Annotated in this window: 18 protein-coding genes, 1 pseudogene and 1 riboswitch; of the genes and pseudogenes, 11 read left to right on the top strand and 8 right to left on the bottom strand. The window is 72.0% G+C overall.

The window, feature by feature from the left end; translation table 11 throughout:
* The first annotated feature begins 558 nt into the window (after nucleotides 1-558).
* Complete coding sequence (locus tag Pen02_RS35850) at nucleotides 559-3,639, top strand: AfsR/SARP family transcriptional regulator (RefSeq protein WP_239141842.1); 3,081 nt, start codon at nucleotides 559-561, stop codon at nucleotides 3,637-3,639.
* Between the two features lie 104 nt (nucleotides 3,640-3,743).
* On the opposite strand, the gene Pen02_RS35845 is transcribed toward Pen02_RS35850, so the two are convergent.
* On the bottom strand, nucleotides 3,744-3,932 hold the full coding sequence (locus tag Pen02_RS35845; RefSeq protein WP_203870627.1) for a hypothetical protein: 189 nt from the start codon (nucleotides 3,930-3,932) through the stop codon (nucleotides 3,744-3,746).
* A 290-nt stretch (nucleotides 3,933-4,222) separates the two neighbouring features.
* Here Pen02_RS35845 and Pen02_RS35840 point away from each other — a divergent pair, with 290 nt between their 5' ends.
* Nucleotides 4,223-4,588: a hydroxyisourate hydrolase gene (locus tag Pen02_RS35840; protein ID WP_203870626.1), complete on the top strand. Its 366-nt coding sequence runs from the start codon at nucleotides 4,223-4,225 to the stop codon at nucleotides 4,586-4,588.
* An 83-nt stretch (nucleotides 4,589-4,671) separates the two neighbouring features.
* Here the strand turns inward: Pen02_RS35840 and Pen02_RS35835 are convergent, their stop codons facing one another.
* Together Pen02_RS35835 and Pen02_RS35830 are read right to left on the bottom strand one after the other, a co-directional pair.
* Nucleotides 4,672-5,862, bottom strand: a complete 1,191-nt coding sequence (locus tag Pen02_RS35835; RefSeq protein WP_203870625.1) for a S8 family serine peptidase — start codon at nucleotides 5,860-5,862, stop codon at nucleotides 4,672-4,674.
* Nucleotides 5,863-5,900: 38 nt separating this feature from the next.
* Nucleotides 5,901-6,599 (bottom strand): hypothetical protein, encoded by a 699-nt coding sequence (locus Pen02_RS35830; RefSeq protein ID WP_203870624.1) that lies wholly within the window; start codon nucleotides 6,597-6,599, stop codon nucleotides 5,901-5,903.
* A 614-nt stretch (nucleotides 6,600-7,213) separates the two neighbouring features.
* On the opposite strand from Pen02_RS35830, the gene sigJ reads away from it, so the two are divergent.
* Nucleotides 7,214-8,170 (top strand): RNA polymerase sigma factor SigJ, encoded by a 957-nt coding sequence (gene sigJ / locus Pen02_RS35825; protein ID WP_203870623.1) that lies wholly within the window; start codon nucleotides 7,214-7,216, stop codon nucleotides 8,168-8,170.
* Nucleotides 8,171-8,256: 86 nt separating this feature from the next.
* A pseudogene (locus tag Pen02_RS35820) lies at nucleotides 8,257-9,411 on the top strand (NAD(P)/FAD-dependent oxidoreductase); the annotation flags it as partial.
* Between the two features lie 185 nt (nucleotides 9,412-9,596).
* Here Pen02_RS35820 and Pen02_RS35815 read toward each other — a convergent pair.
* Both Pen02_RS35815 and Pen02_RS35810 read right to left on the bottom strand, forming a co-directional pair.
* Nucleotides 9,597-10,574: a ribonucleotide-diphosphate reductase subunit beta gene (locus Pen02_RS35815; protein ID WP_372445737.1), complete on the bottom strand. Its 978-nt coding sequence runs from the start codon at nucleotides 10,572-10,574 to the stop codon at nucleotides 9,597-9,599.
* 86 nt (nucleotides 10,575-10,660) lie between these two features.
* Nucleotides 10,661-13,072, bottom strand: a complete 2,412-nt coding sequence (locus Pen02_RS35810) for a ribonucleoside-diphosphate reductase subunit alpha (protein ID WP_372445736.1) — start codon at nucleotides 13,070-13,072, stop codon at nucleotides 10,661-10,663.
* A 137-nt stretch (nucleotides 13,073-13,209) separates the two neighbouring features.
* A riboswitch (cobalamin riboswitch) is annotated at nucleotides 13,210-13,426 on the bottom strand.
* 266 nt (nucleotides 13,427-13,692) lie between these two features.
* On the opposite strand from Pen02_RS35810, the gene Pen02_RS35805 reads away from it, so the two are divergent.
* From Pen02_RS35805 to Pen02_RS35790, 4 genes are all read left to right on the top strand, one after another.
* Complete coding sequence (locus tag Pen02_RS35805; protein ID WP_203870621.1) at nucleotides 13,693-14,592, top strand: ABC transporter ATP-binding protein; 900 nt, start codon at nucleotides 13,693-13,695, stop codon at nucleotides 14,590-14,592.
* A gap of 87 nt (nucleotides 14,593-14,679) precedes the next feature.
* Nucleotides 14,680-15,663, top strand: a complete 984-nt coding sequence (locus tag Pen02_RS35800; RefSeq protein WP_203870620.1) for an ABC transporter substrate-binding protein — start codon at nucleotides 14,680-14,682, stop codon at nucleotides 15,661-15,663.
* Complete coding sequence (locus Pen02_RS35795) at nucleotides 15,660-17,771, top strand: iron ABC transporter permease (protein WP_203870619.1); 2,112 nt, start codon at nucleotides 15,660-15,662, stop codon at nucleotides 17,769-17,771. Before Pen02_RS35800 ends, Pen02_RS35795 begins: the two co-directional genes overlap by 4 nt.
* A gap of 201 nt (nucleotides 17,772-17,972) precedes the next feature.
* On the top strand, nucleotides 17,973-19,457 hold the full coding sequence (locus Pen02_RS35790) for a PepSY-associated TM helix domain-containing protein (protein ID WP_203870618.1): 1,485 nt from the start codon (nucleotides 17,973-17,975) through the stop codon (nucleotides 19,455-19,457).
* A 120-nt stretch (nucleotides 19,458-19,577) separates the two neighbouring features.
* Here Pen02_RS35790 and Pen02_RS35785 read toward each other — a convergent pair whose 3' ends face one another.
* Nucleotides 19,578-20,669, bottom strand: coding sequence for an LLM class flavin-dependent oxidoreductase (locus Pen02_RS35785; protein ID WP_203870617.1), 1,092 nt, complete (start codon nucleotides 20,667-20,669; stop codon nucleotides 19,578-19,580).
* Between the two features lie 177 nt (nucleotides 20,670-20,846).
* Between Pen02_RS35785 and Pen02_RS35780 the strand changes: the two genes are divergently transcribed.
* The 3 genes from Pen02_RS35780 (at nucleotide 20,847) to Pen02_RS35770 (ending at nucleotide 23,538) form a co-directional block, all read left to right on the top strand.
* Nucleotides 20,847-21,767 (top strand): copper resistance CopC family protein, encoded by a 921-nt coding sequence (locus Pen02_RS35780; RefSeq protein WP_203870616.1) that lies wholly within the window; start codon nucleotides 20,847-20,849, stop codon nucleotides 21,765-21,767.
* 73 nt (nucleotides 21,768-21,840) lie between these two features.
* Nucleotides 21,841-22,218 (top strand): cupredoxin domain-containing protein, encoded by a 378-nt coding sequence (locus Pen02_RS35775; RefSeq protein ID WP_203870615.1) that lies wholly within the window; start codon nucleotides 21,841-21,843, stop codon nucleotides 22,216-22,218.
* A gap of 6 nt (nucleotides 22,219-22,224) precedes the next feature.
* Nucleotides 22,225-23,538, top strand: a complete 1,314-nt coding sequence (locus Pen02_RS35770) for a hypothetical protein (protein ID WP_203870614.1) — start codon at nucleotides 22,225-22,227, stop codon at nucleotides 23,536-23,538.
* 171 nt (nucleotides 23,539-23,709) lie between these two features.
* On the opposite strand, the gene Pen02_RS35765 is transcribed toward Pen02_RS35770, so the two are convergent.
* A complete protein-coding gene (locus Pen02_RS35765; protein WP_203870613.1) occupies nucleotides 23,710-24,639 on the bottom strand; it encodes a diacylglycerol/lipid kinase family protein in 930 nt (309 codons plus the stop codon).
* Nucleotides 24,640-24,724: 85 nt separating this feature from the next.
* Nucleotides 24,725-25,828, bottom strand: coding sequence for an NYN domain-containing protein (locus tag Pen02_RS35760; protein WP_203870612.1), 1,104 nt, complete (start codon nucleotides 25,826-25,828; stop codon nucleotides 24,725-24,727).
* Nucleotides 25,829-25,913: the final 85 nt, after the last annotated feature.

Genomic DNA, 25,913 nt, shown 5'->3' with positions numbered 1-25,913 from the left:
TGGCCCGGGACGGGCGGACCGGTGCGATTCGGACGTTTTCGCGCCCGTCTGATTGGTGTCAATACACACCAGAGATCGGCCTTTGGCGAAGCATGCCCGTAACAGCGGTACGTCGATTGTGGTTCGATCGGACCGAAGGGACGGAACACCCTGCCTGCCACGGAGGCGTGGATTTTGCTCACGCGTGCCCCGCAGCGCAACCCCCGTACGGTCAGGATCGAGATCCCTTCCGGTGATCGTCCCTACGCGGAAAGCGTCCCGCTTTGTGTAGCAGGCTGGGGTAAAGTCACGGGAGCAATAAGACGTTGCACATTGACGTCCCGCTCTGCATTGACGTCGGCTGTGTGCGGTCGATCCATTGAGGTGTCGTCGACCGGCGGTTGTGTCATCACGGGAAAGGTTATGAGCTGCGGTCGCCGGGCCGGTGTGGCGGTTAGCCGCTCACGCCGTCGCTTTACCTGCCGCGTCAATGTGCTCAAGGCTTGAACACACTGAACACGCTACACGGCTGGCGGGGGCCATCCGTGGGCGCATCGGGGGTTTCGTGTGGAGTTTCGCGTGCTCGGTCCGTTGGAGGCGCTGGCGGACGGCCGGCGCATCGAACTCGGCGGGTCACGGCAACAGATCGTCCTGGCGAGCCTGCTGCTCGAGGCAAACCGGGTCGTGCCGATCGCCCGGCTGATCGACGCCATCTACGGCGACGACGTTCCGTCGACCTCACGTGCACAGATCCAGATCTGCATCTCGTCGCTGCGGCGGGCGTTCGCGCTGCACAGCCAGTCCGAGACCATCGTCACCCGCTCCAAGGGCTACGTGATGGAGCTCCAACCGGGCGCGCTCGACCTGCACCAGTACGACGACCTCGTCGCTGGAGCCCGGCGGGCGCGGGACGCGCGGCAGCCCGAGGAGGCGGTACGGCAGTACCGCGCGGCGCTGCGGCTGTGGCGCGGGCCGGCGCTGGAGGACATCGACAGTGCGGTGGTGCAGAACGCGGTCAGTCGGTTCAACGAGCGGCGGATCTCCATCGCGGAGGACTGCATAGAGCTGGAGTTGGGCCTCGGCCAGCATCGCGACCTGGTCGTCGAGCTGACCGAACTCATCGCCCAACATCCGCTGCGGGAACGGCTGCGCGGCCAACTCATGCTGGCGCTGTACCGGTCGGGCCGGCAGGCCGAGGCACTCGAGGTGTACCGCTCGGTCCGGCACACGATGATCGAGGAACTCGGCATCGAGCCGAACGAGTGGTTGCAGCGGCTGGAACACGGCATCCTCACCTCGGACGCGTCCCTACAGCTCTCGACTCCGGTCCCGGTCGTCGTACCGGTCGAGCCGGTCGAGCCCGCACCCGCCGAGCCGCGCGCCGTGACGGTGGGGTTCCCGGCGCCCGGCGCGCCGAACATGCTGCCGACCGACATCGGCGACTTCACCGGCCGGATCAAGCACGTCGACGCGATCCAGCAGCGCTATGCCGACGCCCAGGACAACCCCGACCAGCTCGCGGTTCCCGTCGTCGTGGTGGTCGGCAAGCCGGGGGTGGGTAAGACGACGCTCGCCGTGCACGTCGCCCACCGCGTCTCCGGTGACTTCCCCGACGGCCAGCTCTTCGCCGACCTGCACGGCCGGGGCTCGCAGCGGGTCGGCCCGATGCAGGTGCTCGAACGGTTCCTGCGCACCCTCGGGGTGCCTGGCAACGGGATGCCGGACGGTCTGGAGGAGCGCGCGGAGATGTACCGCGACCTGCTCTCCAACCGGCGGGTGCTGATCGTGCTCGACAACGTCGACAGCGAGGCGCAGGTGCTTCCCCTGCTGCCCGGCAATCCACGCTCGGCCGTCATGATCACCAGCCAGAGCCGGCTCTCCGGCATCCCCGGAGCCGTCCACGTCGACGTCGGGGTGTTCGACGCCCGGCAGTCGATCGAGCTGCTGTCGCGGATCGTCGGGATCGAGCGGGTCCTGGACGAGCCGGACGCCGCCGTGGAGCTCGGCGAACTCTGCGGGCACCTGCCGCTCGCGCTCCGCATCGCCGGTGCCCGGCTGGCGGCCCGTCCACACTGGACTCTCGAACAGCTCGTCGACCGGCTGGCCAACGGGACGCGCCGGCTCGACGAGCTCAAGCACGGCGGGATGGGCATCCGGGCGAGCATCTCGCTGGCGTACGACGCGGTCGACGACGAGGCAAAGCGGCTGTTCCGCCGGCTCGCCGTCGTCGACCTGCCCACCTTCTCCGGCTGGGTCAGCGCGGCACTGCTGGACAAGCCGCTCTACGAGGCACAGGATCTGCTCGACAGCCTCGCCGACGCCCAACTGGTGGAGACCACCGACGCGGGGCTCGGGCTGCACAGCCAGTACCGCTTCCACGACCTGATCCGGGTCTTCGCGCGCGAGCGCCTGGCGGCGGAGGAGTGCGTCACCGAACGCAACGCCGCGCTGGAGCGGGTGCTCGGCGCGCTGCTCTTCCTCTCCTCCGAGGCGCACCGGCGCGTCTACGGCGGCAACTTCCTGCACCTGGGAAGTACGGCGTTCCGCTGGCGGCTCCCCGACGAGCTGGTGGAGCAGCTCGTCACGCCGCCGCTGCGCTGGTTCGAGCGGGAGCGTTCGACGATCGTGGCCGGCATCCGCCGCGCGGCACAGGCCGGCCTGGTCGACCTGTGCTGGGATCTGGCGATCACCGCCGTGACGCTGTTCGAGTCCCGGCTCTACCTCAACGACTGGCGCGAGACACACGAGATCGCGCTCGCCGCCGCCCGGCAGGCGGACAACCGTCTCGGCCAGGCCGCGATGCTCTACTCGACCGGCTCACTGTCCATCGTGGAGCAGCGGTTCGGCGACGCGCGTAGCGAGCTGGAGAACGCCCTCGAACTGTTCCAGGCCGTCGGCGACGACAAGGGCCAGGCGCTGGCGGTGCGCAACCTCGCGTTCCTCGACCGGATGGGCGGCGACCTCGACCGGGCCTCGCGCCGCTACGAACACGCGCTGGAGGTCTTCCGCCGCGACGGCGACCTGGTGGCGGCAGCCTACGTGCTGCACAGCCTGGCGCAGGTACGGCTGGAGGGCGGTCGGCTCGACGCCGCGAAGCAGATGCTCACCGAGGCGCTCGCGCTCAGCCGGCGCGCCGGCAGCCGCCGGGTCGAGGCGCAGGTGCTGCACCGGTTCGGCGGCCTGCACCAGGAGCAGGGTTCCTACACCGAGGCGGTCGAGGTGTTCGGCCAGGCCCTCGAGGCGGTGCGGGACATCGGCGACCCGGTCGGCGAGGCGTACGTGCTGCACGGTCTGGGCGCCGTGCACCTGGGCCAGAAGGCGTTCGAGGCGGCCGGTGCCGCGTTCGAGGAGGCGCTCGGGCTGGCCGGCGCCGCAGGGGAGCGGCTGGTCGAGGCGCGGGTACTGCTCGGACTGGGTGAGCTGGCCCTGGCCCAGACCAAGCCCTCGGAGGCGGTCGACCTGCTGCGGCGCTCGCTGGGACTGTTCCGAGGGATGCGGGCGCCGAGCTTCGAGGCGAAGGCGCTCAGTATGCTCGCCGACGCGGCCGCCGCGGCTGGCGGCCGCGGCGGCCTTGACTATGCGATACCCGTGTCGGGTGGCGAACCGTTCATCTCCAGGCAGTCGCGGCGCTCGTTGGACGAGCCCGCCACGTCCGCCTGACCCTCGCGTCGTCCCCCCGTGGGACAACGTGGGCGGGTCCGGAGTTCTCCTGCTTCGGTGGGGCGTCGCCGGTGCCGTGCTGCTGTGCGGGCACCGCCGGAGGATCAGCCCCAGGGAGTGTTCTCGTCACTCGTGAGGGTCGGCGTCGGTGTCGGCAGCGGGGTGCCCTCGAATGTGGTGGGCGGGTTGGTCGGCGGTGCGTCCGCCTGGGCCGCGCTGACGCCGGCGAAGATGATGACCGCCGCTGCGGCGGCGGCGACGATGATGCTGCGAATGCTGGACAGACTGCGCATGAACCTACCTGCCTTCGTCGAGGAGTTCCGACCCGCTAACTGTCGTCTGGGCCTGCTGTCGCTTCCGGTCACCGATCGATCCGGTTCCCTGTCGCTCCAGCCGGTGTGAGATCAAGGTAGGAAGCCGTTCCATCGACGCACTATCACGGCGTCGCCCGCCGGGCATCATCCTTCAGCGATAACGTCACAATGGCCGGGCAGTAGCGGGACGAGGACCGACGGATAGCAGAGCACACGATCATTTCGGACATCCGCGATGTCTGTCGCGTGAGTGTGGGCCGCGTCGAACGGTGTGGATAAAAAGTGGGGTGAGAAACATGAGGGTTTCGGCGCGAGTGTTGGACGGCGTCTACGGCCGCTCCGCCGTCGGGCTGCCAGCCCGTATCGAGCGTATCGGTCGAGACAGGTGGGAATCGATTGCATCCGGTGAAACCGACGTACACGGGCAAATCGTCGACTGGACCGAGAAGGTCTTCGAGCGCTGCGCCCACCGGATCGTCTTCGACACCGACGCCTACTTCGCCGCGCTCGGCGTGACGGCCGCGTACTCCGAGGTGCCCGTGACGATTCGACACCTGGACGGGGCCGAGAACTGCTGGATCCATGTGGTACTCGCCCCGTCGTCGTACTCGACGTACTTCGGGACGGACGGCTGAGTCGAGCCGACAGCTCGCCGCGCTGACCGGTGGTCGGCGCCGTGGTGCCCCGCGATCCGGGACATCGGCGGCGCCGACCGCGATCACCACGGTCGCGGCTGCGGCGGATGGCCCGCCACGGACGGGACCGTGGCGACGGGCGACGGATCCCCTCTGCGCCGGGCCCGGCGGCCACTGGCCAACAGGACGAACCCGCCCGCGACCATGGCCAGTGCGATCAGTCCGAGGACGACGGCCACGGTCAGGGTGGCCACCTCCCACGGCTGCCCGACGCGCCGGGGCGTACCGTCGTCGCCCGGGCCGAAGTGCCCGCCCGCGCGCTCCGTACCCACCAGGGCGAACGGCTGCGGTTCGACCTTGGCCGCCGCGCGTAACGCCCTGGCGGCGTCGACCACGCCGTACCCGGTCTTCGGATCGTGCCGCCCAGGATGCGAGGCGGTACGTTTCAGCAGGTCGGCGACCTGCTGCGGGGCCAGCTTCGGATACTTGGCCAGTAGCAGCGCGGCGACACCGGCAGTCAACGCGCCCGCCTGCGAGGTGCCCTGTCCGGAGGTCCGACCGGTCGAGTCGAACCTGGCGCCCCAGATCTGCACACCGGGAGCGGCCACGTCGACGTACGAGTGCACGCTGGAGAACGGCGCCCGGTCACCGGTCGGAGTACTCGCGGCCACACCGATAACGCCCGGATAGCCGACCGGATAGCTGACCGGGTTCTGCTCGTCGCCCTCGTTGCCGGCGGACGCGATCACCACGACGCCCTTGGCGACCGCGTACTGGACGGCCTCCAGCTCCGCGCCGTCGTAGGCGCTGAACGGGGCGTCCGAGCCGAGCGAGAGCGAGACGACCCGAGCCCCGGCGTCCGCGGCGTGCCGGATGGCCTTGGCCAGCGCACCCACCTCGTTCTCGGCCGGGGCCTTTCCGAGCCCCTGTTCCCAGGTCTTGAAGTCGGGGTCCTCGTCGTCCCGGATCGCGCGCAGCCCGAGTACCTTCGCGGCCGGCGCCACGTCCAGCACGTTGGAGGCCATTGTCGTGCCGTGCCTGCCGTACCAGGACTCCTGCTGGTCGGTCTCGCCGAGGAAGTCCGGCCCCTCGGTGGCCCGCCCGGCGAGTACCGGATGGCGGGTGCGGATGCCGCTGTCGATCACGGCGACGGTGATTCCGTTCCCACGGCTGATGCGATGCGCGGCCGGCACCGAGAGCGCGTCGAGTTCCCAGCCTCGGTCGGCGGCCCGGGCGGGCGCCGCGAACGCCAGCAGCGCCGTTCCGATACCCACGCCGGCGACGGTCCGCACCGCCGCCCGACACCACCGGCTCATCGTCCGTTCACCGCCCTGTCGAAGGACCGTGAGTACGCGCCCAGGAGGTCCATGGCCAGCGTCTGGTAGATCCGCAGTTCCTGCTCCTCGGTCGCGGTCCAGCCGGCGGGCAGGTCGCCGTACCGGCGGTCCGGGTCGGTCGGGCCGACGGTGATCGCCGCCAGGTACGGGCCGAACAGGGTGGGGCTGTCGGTGCCACCGCCGTACCCCAGTTTGGTCCGCCATCCCGCTGCGGCGGTCTTCGGCACCGCCACCGGGACCACCATCGGTCCCGGGCGATCCGCCACCACGCTGAAGCCCGACCGCTCGATCGCGAGCGCCTGGTCGTTCGAGCCGAGCACGCAGAGCGCGATGGTGGCCGCGGCCTCGCCACCGGCGTCGACGTACGTCGCCCGCAGCACGGCCGTGCAGCCCTGCGCGACCGCGACCTCGGCGAGTCGTTCCACCAGCGCTTCCTTGCAGCCGCTCTGCTCGGCGATGCCCTGCCGGAGCCAGCCCGTCGACTGTCCTGCGCCGGCCGCCGGATCCCGCAACAGGTCCGGGAAGATCTCGTCCGTGCGCAGGTTGTGCCAGGCCGCCGGGATGAACGCGTCGTTGCCGGTCTGGATCCGGTGGTTCTTGACCGCGCTGAAGACCAGTCCTCCGGCGGCCAGCAGCGGGAGCACGCCGAGCACCGCGGCCAGCACGCCGAACACCCGGCGCTTCCGGCCACGACGCGCGCCACCCGCCGAAGGCGGCGCGGGATGTCCCGGCGGCACCGGATGTCCCGCCGGCGCGGTGTAGTACCCGGCCGGTGGTGCCGGGGCCGTCGGCGGGATCGGATGTCCGGCCGGTGGTGCCGGGTGTGCCGTCGGCCAGCCGGACGGGTATCCCGGCGTGCCCGGGTAACCCGCTGGCGGTGCCGGGTACCCCGCTGGCGGTGCCGGGTGAGCTGGGGGCGGTGCCGGTTGACCGGGCGGTGGGCCGAAGGCCGGACCGGAGCCGGTCGAGGGCGGGCTCGCCGGACCGCCCGGCGCGAACCCGGGCGGCGGATGCGTCGGCGGTTGGCCGTACGACGGGGGCGGCTGGCCGTACGGATGGGGCGACTGTGACAAGACGGCGCTCTTTCCCGCCCCGGAGCCAGGTCGGAGCGATCACGAGGAATGCGAGCTGTGGAGTTGATCAATCGGGGATGGTACCCCCAGCGCGCCAGCCAGGCTCTCGGCCTTGTTCTGGTGAGGAGTCCCGGACTGTCCCGCCCGGCGTACGTGCGGAGTGGACGGCACGTCGGGCGTTGACGTTGCGTGTCGGCGTGCTTAACTGTTGGACGATGCCGCTCAGCTCGCGTGAGGTCGACCTGTTCGAGGGCTCCAGGGGGCGTCTGGAGGCGATCGCCTACCGCCTGCTGGGCTCGGCGGCCGACGCCGAGGACGCGGTCCAGGACACCTTCCTGCGTTGGCAGGCGGCCGACCGGGGCCACATCGAGACGCCCGAGGCGTGGCTGACGAAGGTGCTCACCAACGTCTGCCTCAACCAGCTCACGTCGGCGCGGGCCAGGCGCGAGAGCTACGTGGGGCAGTGGCTGCCGGAGCCGGTGCTGGCCGGGGACCGGATGCTCGGTCCGGCCGAGACCGCCGAGCAGCGCGAGTCGGTCTCGATCGCGATGCTCGCCCTGATGGAGCGGCTCTCCGCCAACGAGCGCGTGGTCTACGTGCTGCGGGAGGCGTTCGGTTACCCGCACGGCGAGATCGCCCGGATCCTCGACGTCACCGAGGCGAACTGCCAGCAGATCTACCGGCGGGCCAGACAGCACATGGCCACCGGTCGGGTCCGGGTGGAGACCGACACCGCCGCCGCAGGGAAGATCGTCGAGGAGTTCCTCGCCGCCAGCCTCAGCGGCGACGTCGGGCCGCTGGTCAGGCTGCTCACCGACGACGCGGTGAGCGTGGCCGACGGCGGCGGTCAGGTCCCGGCCCGGGGTACCCCGGTCGTCGGCGCGCTCGCCATCGCGCGGTTCCTGCGTGGCCTGTTCACGGCGACCGAGGCCAGGCGGTCGATGGTGCGGAACTATTTCGGCGAGAGTTTCGCCCTGTACGCCGCCGTCGTCAACGGTGCCCCCGCGATGTTGGCGGTGGCCGGAGACCGGGTCGTCGTCGTCATGGCGCTCGACGTGACCCCCGACGGCGTGGCCGGCATCCACGTCCAGGCCAACCCCGACAAGCTGGAGCGCGTCACGCGCCAGTGGATCGCGTCCGGGCGCGGCGAACCGCTCGCCACCGATTGGTGACCCAGGTTACAGGCTTCTCCTGTCAGGGATCGCGTCGCTGCCCGGTTCAGGTAGCGAGCACCGCACACCTGACAGGAGGCGGAACCATGAAGCACCGCATCGTCGTCCTCGGGGCCGGATACGCCGGAGCCCACGCCGCCGGGCGCCTCGCCCGGCGACTGCACTCCGACGACACCGAGATCACCCTGGTGAACGCCGATCCGGATTTCGTCGAGCGGGTCCGGATGCACCAGCTCGCGGCCGGGCAGGACCTGCGGCCCCGACCGTTGCGCGACGTCTTCGCGGGCACCGGCGTCACGGTACGCCCGGCCCTGGTGACCGCCGTCGACGTCGTCCGCAGGACCGTCGAACTCGTCGACCGGACCGGTACCGGCGAGATCGGCTACGACACCCTCGTCTACGCCCTCGGCAGCACCGTCGCCGACCACGGCGTCCCCGGCGTGGCCGAGTACGCCCACCACGTCGCCGGCAGGCAGGCGGCGCTGCGGCTGCGCGAGCGGCTGGCCGACCTCGGCGCGGGTGGGACGGTGCTGGTCGTCGGCGGTGGTCTCACCGGCATCGAGGCGGCCACCGAGATCGCCGAGAGCAGGCCGGACCTGGCCGTCGCGATCGCCGCGCGCCGTGGCGTCGGCGACTGGCTCAGCGCCCGGGCGCAGCGACACCTGCGCGGAGTCTTCGCCCGGCTGGGCATCACCGTCCACGAGCACACCGACATCACGCGCGTCGACGCGGCCGGTGTCACCGGCACCGCCGGACGGATCCCGGCCGAGGTGACCGTCTGGACGGCCGGCTTCGGCACGCACCCGATCGCCGCCGCCACCGGCCTGGAGGTCGCCGACACCGGGCAGATCGTCGTCGACGGCACCATGCGTTCGGTCTCCCACCCCGACGTGTACGCCGTCGGCGACGCCGGGATAGCCGAGGGAGTGGGCGGCAAGACCCTGCGGATGTCCTGCGCGTCGGGGATTCCGATGGCCTGGCAGGCCGCCGACGCCATCGCCGCGCGGCTGACCGGCCGCGAGGTCCCGGAGAAGCCGATCGGCTACTACCTCCAGTGCGTCAGCCTCGGCCGCCGGGACGGCATCATCCAGTTCGTGACCCCGGAGGACCAGGCCAAGCCTTCCGCGATCACGGGCAGGTCGGCCGCCCGCATCAAGGAGTTGGTCTGCACGGGCGCGGCCTGGAGCATCGCCCACCCGACGGTCATGCTGCCGACCCGCCGCCGTCATGTCACCGGGACCGTCGAGGCGGAGGCCGTTGCCGCCACCCCGGGACGCTCCCGGCCACTGCCGGTCGTCCGCCTCGGCTGTCGATCGCCCGCCTCGGGCAGCACCGCCGACGACTTCGGTCGGGCGTCGAGAACCGACGGGTCGTGCCGCTGTCCCGCCCCTGCGTGTCGGGCGGGACAGCGGCACGACCGCGCGGATCAGAAGTCGTCGTCGAAGCTGACGGTGCCGGTCACCCCGACCTGGTACGCGGAAACCCGGCGTTCGAAGAAGTTGGACAGCTCCTGGACGTCCTGCAACTCCATGAAGGCGAACGGGTTCCCGCTGCCGTACAGGGGGGCGATGCCGAGTACGGCGAGCCGCCGGTCGGCGACGTGTTGCAGGTACTCCCGCATGTCGGCCAGCGACAGCCCGGAGACGCCGTGGTCGAGAAGGTCGGCGGCGAACTGCACCTCGCACTCGACCGCCTCGGCCAGCATCTCGCGTACCTGGCGTTCCAGTTCGGTGTCGAACAGTTCCGGTTCCTCGGCCCGGACGGTCTCCACCACGTCGAACGCGAACGCCATGTGCATGGACTCGTCCCGGAACACCCAGTTGGTGCCCGAGGCGAGGCCGTGCAGCAGGCCCCGGGAGCGCAGGAAGTAGACGTAGGCGAAGGCGCCGTAGAAGAACAGGCCCTCGATGCAGGCGGCGAAGCAGATCAGGTTGAGCAGGAAGGCCCGTCGGTCGTCGCGGGTCCTCAGCTCGCGCAGTTCGAAGATCGAGTCGATCCACCTGAAGCAGAACTCGGCCTTGCGGGCGATCGACGGGATGTTCTCCACCGCCGCGAACGCCGCGAACCGTTCCTGCTCGTCCGGTACGTAGGTGTCCAGCAGGTTCAGGTAGAACTGGACGTGTACGGCCTCCTCGAACAACTGCCGGGAGAGGTAGAGCCGCCCCTCCGGCGAGTTGACGTGCTGGTAGAGGTTGAGCACCAGGTTGTTGGCGACGATGGTGTCGCCGGTGGCGAAGAACGCGACCAGCCGGCTGACCAGGTGCTGCTCCGCCGGGGAGAGCCGGCCCAGGTCGGCGAGGTCGGAGTGCAGGTCGACCTCCTCGACGGTCCAGGTGTTCTTGATCGCGTCCTTGAACCGGTCGAAGAACTGCGGGTACCGCATCGGGCGCAGGGTCAGGTCCATGCCCGGGTCGAGCAGCAGATGCCGACCACCCGTGCTGGCGGCGCCGGTGCGGGATGCGGAGCCGGTGGTCGGTTCGGAGGTGGTGGTCACTGGCAGGCCTCGCAGGATTCGGGGTTTTCCAGGGAGCAGGCCAGCGCCTCGGCGTCGGCGTCGGCGACCGAGATCGGGGCGATCGCCGTCGGGGTGACGGCGACGGTGGCCTGCTGGATCCGGGTCGCGGGGCGCGACCGCAGGTAGTAGCTGGTCTTCAGACCGGCTTTCCAGGCGTACAGGTACATCGAGGAGAGCTTGCCGATGGTGGGTGCGCTGATGAACAGGTTCAGCGACTGCGACTGGTCGACGTAGGGGGCGCGGGCGGCGGCCAGGTCGATCAGCGCCCGCTGCGGCAGCTCCCAGGCGGTGCGGAAGAGTTCGCGTACCTCCTCGGGCAACTCGGTGACGCCCTGCACCGATCCCTCCGCCCGTCTGATCCGTTCGCGGATCGCGGCGGTCCACAGCCCGCGCGCCTTCAGCTCGCGTACCAGATAGGTGTTGATCTGGAGGAACTCGCCGGACATGGTCTCCCGCTTGAACAGGTTGGAGACCTGCGGCTCGATGCACTCGTAGCAGCCGGCGATCGAGGCGATGGTGGCGGTCGGCGCGATCGCCACCAGCAGCGAGTTGCGCAGGCCGTGCGCGGCGATCCTGGCCCGCAGCGCGGCCCACCGCTCGGTCTGCCCGGGCCGCGCGCCCCACAGGTCGGGGTGCAGGTCACCCCGGGCAGCCCGGGTTTCCGGGTACGCGGGATGCGCGCCGAACCGCTCGGCCAGCCCGGCCGAGGTCTCCAGCGCGGTCAGCAGGATCTCCTCCTGGACCCGGGTGGACAGCTCCCGGGCCGGCGGAGAGTCGAACGGCAGGCGCAGCGTGAAGAACGCGTCCTGCAAGCCCATCAGCCCCAGGCCGACCGGCCGCCAGCGCGGGTTGGACGCGGCGGCCTGCGCGGACGGGTAGTAGTTGATGTCGATCACCCGGTCCAGGAAGACGACCGCCGTGCGTACCGTGGCCCGCAGTTTCTCCCAGTCGACTCCGTCCGCCGTGACGTGTGCGGCCAGGTTGACCGAGCCGAGGTTGCAGACCGCGGTCTCGTCGTCGCTGTTGACCTCCAGGATCTCGGTGCAGAGGTTGGACAGGTGGATGGTGTTGCCGGGTACGCCGGTCTGGTTGGACAGCCGGTTCGACGGGTCCTTGAACGTCATCCAGCCGTTGCCGGTCTGGGCCAGGGTCCGCATCATCCGCCCGTACAGGTCCCGGGCCTTGACCGTCTTCACCGCCTTCTTCTCGGCGGCGCGGTACGCCTCGTCGAACGCCTCCCCGTACAGGTCGGGCAGTTCCGGGGCGTCGGAGGGGTCGACCAGCGACCAGTCCGCGTCCGCCTCGACCCGGCGCATGAACTCGTCCGGGATCCAGTTGGCGAGGTTCAGGTTGTGCGTACGCCGGGACTCCTCGCCGGTGTTGTCCCGCAGCTCCAGGAACTCCTCGACGTCCGGATGCCACGGCTCCAGGTAGACGCAGGCCGCGCCCTTGCGCCGGCCGCCCTGGTTCACCGCCGCCACCCCGGCGTCCAGGGTCTTCAGGAACGGGACGATGCCGTTCGACCGGCCGTTCGTGCCCCGGATCAGCGCACCCCGACCGCGTACCCGGGACCAGGAGATGCCGATCCCGCCGGAGAACTTCGACAGCTTCGCCACCTGGTGGTAGCGCTCGTAGATCGAGTCCAACTCGTCTCTCGGCGAGTCGACCAGGAAACACGACGACATCTGGGTGTGCCGGGTGCCGGAGTTGAACAGCGTCGGCGAACTGGGCAGGTAGGCCAGTGACGACATCAGCCGGTAGAAGTCGACCGCCTCGCCGGGGGTCTCCGACAGGCCGCAGGCGACCCGCAGCAGCCAGTACTGCGGCGTCTCCAGCACCAGCCGGGTCTGCGGGTGCCGCAGCAGGTAGCGGTCCGCGACGGTACGCAGCCCGAAGTACTCGAACCGCAGGTCACCGTCGGGGTCGACGGCATCGTCGAGCTTGCGCGCGTTGCGGGCCACGAAGGCGGCCGTGCCGTCCCCGATCAGCCCCTGCTCGTGGGCGTACCGGATGGACTGGCTGAAGCTGGCGACCCCCTGCCCGTGCACCTCCTTGGCAACGTACGCGCCCAGCAGCCGGGCGGCGAGTTTCGAGTACTGCGGTTCCTCGCCGATCAGTTCGGCCGCCGTCTGGATCGACAACCGGTCCAGTTCGGCGGTGGTCGCGCCGTCGTACAGCCCGCTGATGGTCTTCGTGGCCACCCGTAGCGGATCCACCTCGTCCAGATCGGCGACGCATCGCTGCACGGCTCGGACGATCTTGTTGACGTCGACCGTCTCCAGGTCACCGTTACGCTTGCGGACCTGCATCACCTGCCGGCGCTGCTGCCCCACGCCGGCCGTCTCCCGCGTGCCGACCGTCTCCTGCCTGCCGGTCGTCTCCTGCATGACCGTCATGGCCCCTCCTCCCGCCGCACCGAAGGTCTTCGGGCGCGCAGGAGGACGCCACCGGCACGCGGCGGCAAACCGCGACGTCCGGCCGTGGCGTCGGCCGTCCCGCGCGGCCTCCGACCGCCGCACACCGGTCGGCGTGCGGCGCGCTGGCAGGTCTTCGGACTCGCGGGCCTGACGCCGGGGCGTCGCCTACTGGCCGTCGCTTCCCAGCACCCGTACGGGCGCCAGTGCGTGGTGACGGCGGTCGTTCCCACTCACCGCTGCGGGGCAGTCCCGGATTCCCACCGGGTTCCCTCTTGCCTCGGCCGTCCCGTGCGGATTGGCCGAACCAGCTACGCGGGACACCATATCTGGGTGTGGCAGGGAACAGGCAACACCATATGGTGTGTCGGGCGTGTCGCATGTCTCAACATCACGTCCGCCGTCGCCGGAGCGTCGTCGGCCAGCCGGGGGTCGGACGCCGGTCACGAAGCTCAGTAGGAGCGTGCTCGCCGGCGACGCCCAGATCGCCCCCCGCCCGGGTCGGCTGACTGAGCCGGTGCGCGCCGGGATGTGAGGTACCGGACCCCTGCGCGCTACTTGACATGATCAAAGGTTAGGCTAACCTAACGGCCATGTCGATCCGCGATGACCTGCCGGAACGTGCCTCCGGTCCGCCGGACGGGCTGCACGCGGTGGAACTCTGCCTCGGCTACCACGGACGCCCGGTGGTCCGGAGCGCGTCGATCCAACTCGCCCCCGGGATCGTCACCGTACTCGTCGGTCCGAACGGGAGCGGCAAGTCCACCCTGCTGCGCGGGCTGGCCCGGCTGCACCGGCCGACCGACGGCACGGTCAGCTTCGCCGACGGCTCGCCCGCGCTCGACCTGAGCCCGCAGCGGTTCGCCCGCCGGGTGACCCTGCTCGCGCAGAGCCGACCGGTGCCGAGCGGGGTCACCGTACGTGACGTCGTCGGGTACGGCCGGCACCCGTACCGTGGCCGGTGGCGTTCCGGAGACCCGGACGGGCCCCGGGCGATCGGCTTCGCGATGGACGTCACCGGTGTGGCCGGGATGGCCGACCGGGGCGTCGACGAACTCTCCGGCGGGGAGTTGCAGCGGGTCTGGCTGGCGAGCTGCCTCGCCCAGGACACCCGGATCCTGCTGCTGGACGAGCCCACCACCTTCCTCGACCTGCGCTACCAGGTGGAGATCCTCGACCTGGTACGCGACCTCGCCGACGAGCACGGCGTGGCCGTCGGAGTCGTGCTGCACGACCTCGACCAGGCCGCCGGGATCGCCGACCGGATCGTGCTGCTCCAGGACGGCCAGGTGCAGGGCGCCGGTACGCCGGCCGAGGTGCTCACCGAGGAGGCCCTGACCCGGGCGTACGGCATCCCGATCGAGGTGACCGTCGACCCCGTCACCGGCCGGCCGCGTACCCGACCGGTGGGCCGACACACCCACCGGGTCGGCCGCGTCCCGAAAGAGCACCACCGGAACGCCGCCGCCGAGCGGGCCGCCGCGCCGGCCTGACGGACCACCATCCGAACGACCTCTCCCCGGCCCACGACACCCGTGGGTCCGACCCCACCGAACCCGAACAGTTGCGAAATGAGCGTCATGAACCGAATTCGTGTCACCGCCCTCGCCGCCCTGGCCGGCGTACTCCTGCTCGGTGCGTGCGGCACCACCGAGCCGGAGCCGACCTCGGCCGGACCCACCGCGACGGCCGGCGGGCCGGTCACCGTCACCGACACCCGGGGCAAGACCGTCACGCTCGACCGGCCCGCGCAGCGGGTCGTCGGTCTGGAGTGGAGCGAGACCGAGCAGCTCGTCACGCTCGGCGTGATGCCGGTCGGCGCCGCCGACCCCAAGGGCTACGGCACCTGGGTCACGGCCGCGAAGCTCGACCCCGGGGTCAAGGACGTCGGCACCCGGGCGGAGCCGAGCGTCGACTCGATCGTGGCCCTGAAACCCGACCTAGTGCTGGCCCGGGCCAACCGGGGCGCCGAAGTCGTGGCACAGCTCGAAAAGTACGTTCCGGTCCTGGTCACCGCCGGCAGCGACGCAACCGACAACGTCGGCCGGATGCGCCGGGAGTTCGAGATGATCGCCACCGCCGTCGGCCGTACCGACCAGGCGAAGAAGGTACTCGGCGACTTCGACGCCGCGATCGCCGACGGGAAGGCGAAGATCGCCGCCGCCGGGGCGGCCGGTCAACAGTTCGCGATCGCCGACGGCTACCTGGAGGGCGGCACGGTGTCGATCCGGATGTTCGGCCAGGGCACCTTCGTCTCCCAGCTCGGCACCCAGCTCGGGCTGAAGAACGCCTGGCCCGGCAAGGGTGACCCGCTCTGGGACCTCGACCAGACCGACGTCGAGGGGCTGACCGCGCTGAAGAACGCCGACGTGCGGTTCCTCTACAACGCCTCGGACGGCGACGACGTGTTCACCGGCGGCCTCGCCGGCAACCCCATCTGGCGGTCGATGCCGTTCGTCCAGCAGCAGAAGCTGCACCGGATGCCGGACGGCATCTGGACGTTCGGCGGGCCACTCTCCGGCATCCAGTACGTCGAACAGCTCGTCCGGATCTACGCGTCTTGAGCCAGCTCGTGACCCGGCCGGGGCCGGTACGACCGCTGGCCCCGGCCCCGGCGCCCGCCGGCCGGACCCGCCTGGCGGCGGTGTTCGGCGCGGCGGTGCTGCTCACCCTGCTGGTCGCCGCCGTGCACCTGACCCAGGGCACCTCCTCGGTCGACGTCGGTGACCTGCTCCGGCTGGCCGTCGGCGACGGCGACGAGGCCGCCGCGCAGGTGCTGGTCGGCTCCCGGCTGCCCCGGCTGCTGGCCGGGCTGACCGTGGGTGTGGCCCTCGGCTTCGCCGGTGCCGTGCTCCAGTCGCTGGCCCGCAACCCGCTCGCCTCCCCGGACACCCTGGCGGTCAACGCCGGGGCGCACCTCGCGGTGGTCGCCGTCGCGGCGGCTGGACTCAGCCTGCCGGCTCTGCCGGCCGGTGCGGTCGCCTTCGTCGGCGGTCTCGCCGCCGCCGGCCTGGTGCTGCTGCTCTCCGTCGGTGGTGCCGCCGGACCGGCCCGGCTGATCCTGGCCGGCTCGGCGACCGCGATGGCGCTCAGCTCGCTCACCACGCTGCTGCTGCTCCTCTTCGAGGAGTCGACGATCGGCCTCTTCGCCTGGGGCAACGGCTCCCTGGTGCAGGGCGACCTGAGCGCCGTCGGCCAACTCGCCCCGGTGGTGCTGCTCTGCGCGGCCGGCTGCCTCCTCGTCGCGCACCGGCTGGACATTCTCGCGCTCGGCGACGACACCGCCCGGGTACTCGGCGTCGACGCCGGCCGGCTCCGGATCGTCGGTACGCTGCTCGCGGTCGGGCTGGCCGCCGCCGCGGTGACCCTGACCGGGCCGATCGGCTTCGTCGGCCTCGGCGCCCCGGTGGTCAGCCGGCTGCTCGCCCGTCGGGTTGCCGGCCTGCACCGGCACCGGGCACTGCTGCCGATGTCCGGCATCGCCGGCGCCTTCCTCGTCCTCGCCGCCGACGTGGCGCTGCGCGGTGCGCTGGGCGGGCAGGCCGGGGTGGACATTCCCACCGGGGTCGCCACCACACTGCTCGGCGTGGTGATCCTGATCTGGCTCGCCCGCCGGCACCGCGACTCCGGACCGACGAGGCAGCCACCGGCCGCCCGGCCGGCCGCCGCCCGCTCCGCCATCCGACTCGGCGTCGTCGTGGCGGTCGGCGTACTCGGCGTCGCCGCCGCGCTGGTACTCGGCATGTTGGCCGGCGACACCTGGCTGCTCACCGGTGACGTGCTCAACTGGCTGCACGGGCGTACCGGGGCGGCCTACACCTTCGTGCTCGACCAGCGGTACCCCCGGGTCGCCGCCGCGCTGCTGGCCGGGGCCGCGCTCGCCGTCGCCGGTACCACCGTGCAGGCGGTGTGCCGCAACCCGCTCGCCGAGCCGGGCATCCTCGGCGTCACCGCCGGGGCCGGGGTCGGCGCGGTCACCCTGCTCACCTTCGTACCCCTGGCCGGGGTCTGGACGATGTCGACGGTGGCCGGCGGCGGCGCGCTGCTGGCCTTCGCGGCGGTCTACGGGCTGGCCTGGCGTGGCGGGCTGGACTCCGACCGGCTGGTGCTGATCGGGGTCGGCGTCTCGGCCGGCTGCCTGGCCCTGATCACCTTCGTCATCGTCCGCTCCGACCCGTGGAACACGGCCAAGGCGCTGACCTGGCTCTCCGGCTCGACCTACGGCCGCACCCCGGCCCAGGTGGTGCCGGTGACCGTCGCCCTGCTGCTGCTCACCCCGCTCGTCGCGCTGGCCCGGCGTGACCTGGACCTGCTGGCCCTCGACGACGACACCCCCCGGGTGCTCGGCGTACGCCTGGAACGGACCCGGCTGGTCGCCCTGGCCGGTGCCGCGCTGCTGACCTCCACCGCCGTCTCCGCCGTCGGCGTGATCGGCTTCGTCGGCCTGGTCGCCCCGCACATCGCCCGCGCCCTGGTCGGCGGCCGGCACGCCAGGGTGCTGCCGGTCGCCGCACTGGTCGGCGCGATCCTGGTCAGCCTGGCCGACACCCTCGGCCGGACCGTCATCGCACCCGCGCAGATCCCGGCCGGGCTGGTCACCGCCATGATCGGGGCGCCGTACTTCGTCTGGCTGCTCTGGCGTTCCCGCACCGTCGGCCCGGCCGTCCGCTGAACCCACCCGCCGCGCGGCGGCGGTCAAGGCTTCGGTGGCGGCGGGCGGCGGCACACCGGGAGGCGTAACCGATAGAGCACCGTGGATCGGAACACGGACGACGGAACCGGCGACGGACGACGGAACCAACGACGGGTGGGTGACGACTACTGCAAGGACGCCGGCGCTTCCGTGCCGGCAGTGAGTCCGATCGGAGTAGTCATGTCCGTCACCTCTGCCGCCACCACCGGCCCGGCCGGACCCGCGCCGACATCCGACGAGGCATCCGCCGCGCCGGGTCCGCCCGGCCGCCGGGCGTACGGGTGGGGTCCGTTGCTGCTGCGACTGCACTTCTACGCCGGGGTGCTGGTCGCGCCGTTCCTGGTGGTGGCGGCGTTGACCGGGTTGGCGTACACGATCACCCCGCAGTTGGACGCGATGGTGTACGGCACGGAGCTGCGCGCGGAGTCGGACGGCCGCTCGGCGCGGCCGGTGTCGGAGCAGGTGGCCGCCGCCGTCGCCGCCCATCCGGAGGGGACGCTGGCGACCGTCACGCCGGGCGAGCAGGGGAAGACCACCGAGGTCGTGTTCGACATGCCGGACCTGGGGGAGAAACAGCACACCGTGTACGTCGACCCGTACACCGGGCAGGTGAAGGGGCAGTTGACCACCTGGTTCGGGTCCACGCCGTTGCAGACCTGGCTGGACGACCTGCACCGGAACCTGCATCTGGGCGCGGTCGGGCGGCACTACTCGGAGCTGGCGGCGAGCTGGCTGTGGATCATCGCGCTGGGCGGGCTCGCGCTGTGGTGGCGCCGGCAGCGGGGGAGCCGGGGCAGGGCACGTCGACTGCTGCTGCCGGACCTGGCCGCCCGCAAGGGGGTACGCCGGACCCGGGGCTGGCACGCCAGTACCGGCGTCTGGCTGCTGGTCGGGCTGCTCATCCTCTCCGCGACCGGGCTGACCTGGTCGCGGTACGCCGGTGCACACTTCGGTTCGGCCCTGGACACGCTCGACGCCCGCAGGCCGGTACTGTCCACCGCCCTGACCGGTGCGCCGGGCCCGGACAGCGGCAGCGGGCACCACGGCGGCCCGACCGGCGGGACCTCGGTGGACCCGGCCACCGTCGACGAGGTGTTGCGGGTCGCCCGGGCCGAGGGGCTCGACGGTCCGGTCGAGGTCGGTCCGCCGGCGGACGCCTCGTCGGCGTGGGCGGTCACCCAGGTCGACGACGTGTGGCCGGTCCGCAAGGACGCGGTGGCCGTCGATCCCGCCGCCGGCACCGTCGTCTCGCGCAACGACTACGCCGACTGGCCGGTCCTGGCGAAGCTGAGCAGTCTGGGCGTCCAGGCGCACATGGGCGTGCTGTTCGGTCCGGCCAACCAGATCCTGCTGGCCGTGCTCGCCCTCGGGCTGCTCTGCGTGATCTTCTGGGGCTACCGGATGTGGTGGCAGCGCCGACCCACCCGGGGCGACCGCCGGGCCGTCGTCGGCGCCCCGCCGGTGGCCAGAGGCGCGTGGTGGCGGCTGCCCGCCTGGGCGATCGTCGTCGGCCTGCCGGTGGTCTTCCTGCTCGGCTGGGCGATGCCGCTGTTCGGCGTCACCCTGCTCGGCTTCCTCGTCGTGGACCTGGTCGTGGCGGCGGCACGTCGGCGTCGACGGCCGGACACCCCGATCCCGACCTCGCCGGCACCCGCCGGGAGCTGACCGATCCTGGACACGTGCATTGCGACCCCGTCGCGCACTCGCCACCGCCGGCCTGGTCACCGCCGGCTCGGGCGTCGACCCGCTGGTCGCCCGGCCTCGACGGCGGGGTCGCCGTGCGGGTCAGCGGGCGCCGCTGAGCCCGGCGACGGAACGACCGAGCGCCGTCCTGGGCAGTACGTGCCGGCCGACCCGCAGCGCCTCCTCCCGGTGCGGCCAACCGGAGAGGACGAACTCGTCGACGCCGAGGTCGGCGTACTCGTCGATCCGGGCCGCCACCTCGGCGTAGCTGCCGACCAGCGCCGTACCTGCCCCTTCCCGGACCAGACCGACGCCGGCCCAGAGGTTCGGTGCGATGGTCAACCCGTCGGTCGTACCGCCGTGCAGGGTGGCCATCCGGGCCTGGCCGACGGAGTCCATCCGGGCGAACCGGGCCTGCGCGGCGGCGATCCGTTCGGGGCTCATCCCGGCCAGCATCCGGTCCGCCTCGGCCCACGCCTCGGCCGCGGTCTTCCGGGCGATGACGTGCAGGCGCAGCCCGGTCCGAAGTGGACGGCCGGCTGCGGCGTGCCGGATCCGGGCGATCCGGGTGGCGATCGCCGCCGGCGGTTCACCCCACATCAGGTACGTGTCGGCGAGCCGCCCGGCCACCGCCTCGGCGGCCGGCGACGCGCCGCCGAAGTAGATCGGCGGTGGTACGGCGGCCGGTGCGAACGGGCCGCCCCCGTCGACCCGGTAGTGCGTGCCGGCGTAGTCGAACCGCTGCCCGCCGAACGCCAGCCGGAGCACCTCCAGGAACTCGGCGGTACGCGCGTAGCGGGCGTCGTGGTCGAGGAAGTCGCCGTACGCCCGCTGCTCGACGGGATCGCCTCCGGTCACGATGTTGAGGGCGAGCCGGTTGCCGGAGATCTGCTGGAACGAGTGCGCCTGCTGGGCGAGCAGGGTCGGCAGGGCGAAGCCGGCCCGTACCGCGACCAGCAGGTGGAGCCGCTCGGTGTGCTGGGCCACGGCGGCGCAGACGATCCACGGGTCGGGGCAGCCCGAGCCGACCGGGGTGAGGGCACCGGTGAAGCCGGACTCCTCGGCGGCCCGGGCCACCTCGCTGAGATAGCCGACCGTGGCCGCCCGGGAGTGCGTGGCCGCACCGGCGGCGACGGTGGCCGAGCCGATCTGGTCGCTGTCGCCGGAGGTCGGCAGGAACCACAGGAAGCTCATGGCGGGGCGGCCCTTCGTCCGGCGACGAGTATCTCGGCAAAACCTATCGGCAACCTAGGCAAATGGACAGTACGAGCCGGTCGAACCGAAGTTTCGTCGGGACATCGAAAAGTCTGTTCAGATCAAGCAAAAGCAGTTAGCCTCGCGGAAGGTTTCTACCGAGAGCCGAGGTACGCGATGGGTCGTGCGGTAAGGCGCCTGCTCACCGCCGTTGCACTGAGCCTGGTCGCCGTCCCCCTGGGCGCCACGATCGTGGAGCCTCGACCGGCCCTCGCGCACGGGCAGCTCGCCGTCTCCACCCCGGCCGACGGCGGCACCCTGGCAACGCCGGCCGAGTCGTTGACGCTGGCGTTCACCGAACAACCCGCACCGTTCGCGTACTTCACGGTGACCGCGCCGAGCGGCGTACGGGTCGACAAGCGCTGGTCGACCGGCGCACCGATCCGCCTCGACGAGCCGGTACGCGAGTACCAGCGGGTGGACGGCGTCTGGCAACCGCAGCTCTACCACGTCGGATTCACGGTGCAGGTGCCGGTCGCACACTGGCCCGAGCAGGGCCGGTACGTGGTGCGCTACCAGACGGTCGCCTCCGACGGGGAGGAGGTCGAGGGCGAGGTGAAGTTCAACTACACCGGCGCCAGTACGCCCGCCCCGGCGGGTTGGCAGGCTCCCACCGACCAGCCCAGCCCGGAGCTGGTCGCGGCGGCCGGCCAGACGCGGCCGACCGTCGCGGCGTCGACACCGGCCTCGGCACCGCCGTCCGCGTCGGCCGGCGCCCCGGCGCCGTCGGACGACGGTCCGGGCATCTGGGTCTGGCTGGTGCCGGCGCTGCTGCTGGCCGGGGCCGCCGTCCTGATCGGCGGGGTCGCCCGCCGACCCGCCGAGCCCGCGTCGACCCCCGCCCGCCGCCGACCCGGGCCGGCCCGCGCGGGCTCCTCGGCCCGCTCGGCCGCTTCGGGCTCCTCCGCCCGCTTGGGTGCCCGGTCCGGTTCCGCCGATCCGGACGCCGCGTCCCGCTCGCGCGGCGGCTCCACGGCAACGCCGGCCCGCCGCCGGCCCGGCCCCGCCGCGACCTCGAACCGCCGCAAGCGCCGCTGACCGTCCCCGCGAGCGTCGCCGGTCATCCCTCGCACCGCCACCAGCCCCGCCTGACCGTCCCTGGAGAACCGTCATGATGCCGTCCCACCCCCGGCGACACCGGTCGAGGTACCGCGCCGCCGCGCTGCTCGCACTGCTCCTGATCGGACCGACCGCGTGCGGGGACGGCGAGCCGGCCGTCACCGGCACCGTCGAGTCGGTCACGGTCTCCATCACCGGCGGTACCGTGTCGCCGGCTCCGGGCCGGATCGAGGTGTCCCGGGGCCAGACCGTCCGGATCACCACCACCAGCGACGTCGCCGACATGGTGCACGTGCACGGGTACGACAAGTCGGTGACCCTGCAGGCCGGGGTCGCCGGCACTGTCGAGTTCGTGGCCGACCGGGACGGGCTCTACGAGGTCGAGACACACGGGCAGGACCTGCAACTGTTCCAGCTCGTCGTCCGGTAGCCGGCGTTGTGGCTCGCACACGGGGTCGGCGGACGCCAGGACCTGCCCATCCCGTTCGGTCTCGCGCTGGCCGGCGCTCTGGTCGCCCTGGTGGTGTCGTTCGTGGCGCTGGGCGCCCTCTGGCGCGAGCCACGGCTGGGCGCCGACACCAGCCCGCCGCGACCGCTGCCGGAACCCGTCCAGCGGGTGGTGACCGCCCGGGCCTGGTCGTGGCTGTGGCGGCTGGTCGGACTGGTCGTCGCGGCGTACCTCGGGCTCGCGCTGGCCGGTCCGGACACGGTGGACAACCCGACGGCGGGAGTCCTGTACGTCCTGTTCTGGGTCGGCCTGCTGCCGCTGTCGCTGCTGTTCGGCCCGGTCTGGCGCGCCCTGAACCCGCTGCGCACCCTGCACCTGCTGGCCTGCCTGGCGCTGCGCCGGGACCCGACCCGTGGACTCCGTGACCTGCCGTCCGGACTCGGCTACTGGCCGGCCGCCGCCGGACTGTTCGCCTTTGTCTGGCTGGAGTTGGTGGCGCCGCACCGGGTGAGTCTGCCGGTCATCGGCGGCTGGCTGGCCGGGTACGCCGTCGCCACGCTGGCCGGCGCGGTGGTGTACGGGTCCCGCTGGTTCGACCGTGGAGACGCGTTCGAGGTCTACAGCGACGTCGTCGGGCGGTTGGCACCGCTGGCCCGGCAGCCCGACGGGACGCTGGTCCGTCGGCATCCGCTGGACGGGATCGCCGGGCTGCGACCGGCACCGGGCCTGGTCGCGTTCGTGGTGGTGCTGCTCGGTTCCACCATGTACGACAGCGTCTCCAACGCCCCGTTCTGGGTCCGCGTCCTCCAGTCCGGTGCCGTACCGGCCCCGCTGGTCGGCACGGTCGGACTCGCCCTGGTGATCGGTCTGGTACTCGCCGCCTACCTGGTGGCGACCGCGCTGGCCGCCCGTCCCGCCGGTCGCTCCGGGCGGGAGTTCGCGGGGGAGTTGGCCCACTCGGTCGTGCCGATCGCCGTCGGATACCTGGTCGCCCACTACTTCACGCTCTTCGTGCTGGAGGGACAGCGCACCCTCGCCCTGCTCAGCGATCCGCTCGGCACCGGAGCGGACTGGCTGGGTACCGGCTCGTGGCAGGTCCGGGCGCTCGGCACCTCGCCGGCCGGTACGGCGATGCTCCAGGTGACCGTGATCGTGATCGGTCACGTCTTCGGCACGGTGCTCGCACACGACCGGGCGCTCCGGCTGCTCGACCGGCGCAGCGCGGTCGTCGGCCAGCTTCCGCTGCTGGTGCTGATGGTGCTCTACACGACGGTCGGCCTGCTACTGCTCTTCGCCGCCTGATCCCCCCAGCCTCGACCCGATCCACCCGGCCTCGACAAAAGCGACTCCGATCCACCGGCCTCGGTGAGGTGGCCTGATCTCACCGGCCTCGGTGGGGGCGCCCGAACCACCGGCCTTGGTGAAGGGCCAGCCTCGGCAGAGGGGCCTGATTCCACCGGACTTGGTGAAGGGTCAGTGGTCGAGGACGTCGGCGGGGGCCATCACCCGCAGTGCGTTGGCGTCGAGCCCGATCCGGACCGGGGTCCGGCCGCGTACCTCGCCGTCGACCTCGACCGGTGCCGGCCGGTCGGTGTCGAGCAGGATCTCACCGGCGGTGAGGAACGGCTCGTCGTCGAGGGTGCGGCGGTGTCCGGTCGCCGCGTTGCGCGCGGTCGCGCGCAGCAGGTCGCGGCGGGTCGGCCCACCCACCGGGTACGCCACCAGCAGCCGGTCGTCGGCGTTCGCGTCCGCGGTGATCGGGCGGCCGGCCTGGAAACCGCCGTTGGCCACGTAGAGCTGGTGGGTGACGTACTCCCGGGACCGGCCGTCGGCCCGTACGGTGACCCGCATCGGGCGGTGCCCGGTGAGCAGCGCCAGGGCGGTGACCGGGTATGCCAGCCGACCGGTGACCCGCTTGAGTCGGGCCGGTGCCTGGGCCATCACGTCGGCGGAGAGGCCGATGCCGACGTGGTTGGCGAACGGCATGCCGTCGGCGAGTCCGAGGTCGACGTCGATCACCTTCCCGTCCACCAGCGTCGTGACGGCCGCGTCGAGGTCGATCGGGACGCCGACCGTCCGGGCGAAGTTGTTGGTGGTGCCCAGCGGCAGCAGCCCGAGTGCGATATCGCGGTGCGCCAGCAGCCGTGCGGCGGCGCCGATGGTGCCGTCACCGCCGCCGACGACCAGCAGGTCCGGGGCCAGCTCGGCGGCCCGCGCCAGGCTCGCCTCGAGTTCTCCCGGGCGGTCGGTCGGGTAGCTGCCGAGCAGCGTGAAACCGGCTCCGGTCAGTCGGGCCCGCGCCTCCTGGTAGAGCCGGCGGCCCCGGCGGGAGCGGGCGTTGACGACCAGCGCCGCCCGGCGTTCCCGCCGGATGGCGGCGTCCAGCTCCTGCTTCGACCGCATGGGCCAGAACCCTACTGCCACCCGTCGTCCGGCCGACGGCGGCGGGGCGACGCCGCACCCCGGGCGCCGTCCCGGTACGGCCGGGTCACGAGGTGTGTGCGGTGAGCAGGTAGTCGTCGGTCTCGGGGCTCCACCGCAGTTCGACCGTACCGCTGGTGGCGGCGGCCTTGCAGAACTGGAGGAAGCTGCGGTAGCCGAGCTTCTTCTCGCTGAAGTCGGGACGGGCCCGGCGGAGCTGGTTCTTTAGCCCGGAGAGCGCCACCGCGCCGTCCGTACCGGCGACGTCGAGGATCACGGTCCGGAGCAGCCCGAACGCCACCTCCCGGTCGCCGTGCTCGGGCAGCGAGACCTCGGGGTCGCCCTTGGCCGGGCCCTCGGTCAGCTCGACCACGTTCTGCTCGGCAAGATGCCGGAGCAGCTCCCCGAAGGCGCGGAAGCCGTAGTCGGACTCGCTGAACGTCGGGTCCTTGCGCAGCAGCGTGCGCTTGAGCGTGGAGGCGGTCACCTCGCCGCCGCTGGAACTGCCCTGAAGGCCGGCGACCGTCTGGGCGACCAGTTCGGCGAGCGTGTCGACGTCGCGTACCGGCTCCTCGATCCCCTGCGGCGGCTCCGGCTGCTGCTCCAGCTCGACCCGCTGGCCCTGCTCCACCTGCGGGGTCTCCGGGCCGGGCAGTCGGGCCGGCCGGCCGCGCCGGCCCCGCGCCGAGGGGATGTCGACGCCTTCGAGGCGGTCGTAGTAGAGGAACTCGTCGCAGGCCGGTGGCAGCAGCGCCGAGGTGGACTTCTCCACCCCGACCCCGATCACCCGCTTGTTGAGTTCGCGGAGCTTGTGCACCAGCGGGGTGAAGTCGCTGTCGCCGGTGCAGATCACGAAGGTCGAGATGTAGCCGCGTTCGAAGGCCAGCTCGACGGCGTCGACGGCCATCTTGATGTCGGCGGCGTTCTTCCGGCTCGCACCCATCCGCTGCGGCATCTCGATCAACTCGACGTGCGACCGGGTGAGCATCCGGCGGTCGTCGCCGAAGAACGACCAGTCGGCGTACGCCCGGCGGACCACCACCCGGCCCCGCTCGGCGAGCGCGTCGGCGATCGGGCGGAAGTCGAAGACCAGACCGTCGAGGTGGTCCCGCGCGCCGAGCGCGAGGTTCTCGTAGTCGAGGAAGAGGGCGATCCGGTCTTCTTGATCCACGTGGCCCAGCCTACGCCCGGGGTACCGGTCCGGGCCGTTTCTCCGTCCGGCGTGGTGAACGGACGGTAATCGGCCGGAAGTGGGC

It is taken from the genome of Plantactinospora endophytica (genome assembly GCF_016862915.1).
Lineage (GTDB): Bacteria > Actinomycetota > Actinomycetes > Mycobacteriales > Micromonosporaceae > Plantactinospora > Plantactinospora endophytica.
The sequence above is the reverse complement of the archived record's forward strand: the minus strand, read 5'-3'. Positions and strand labels throughout refer to the sequence as shown.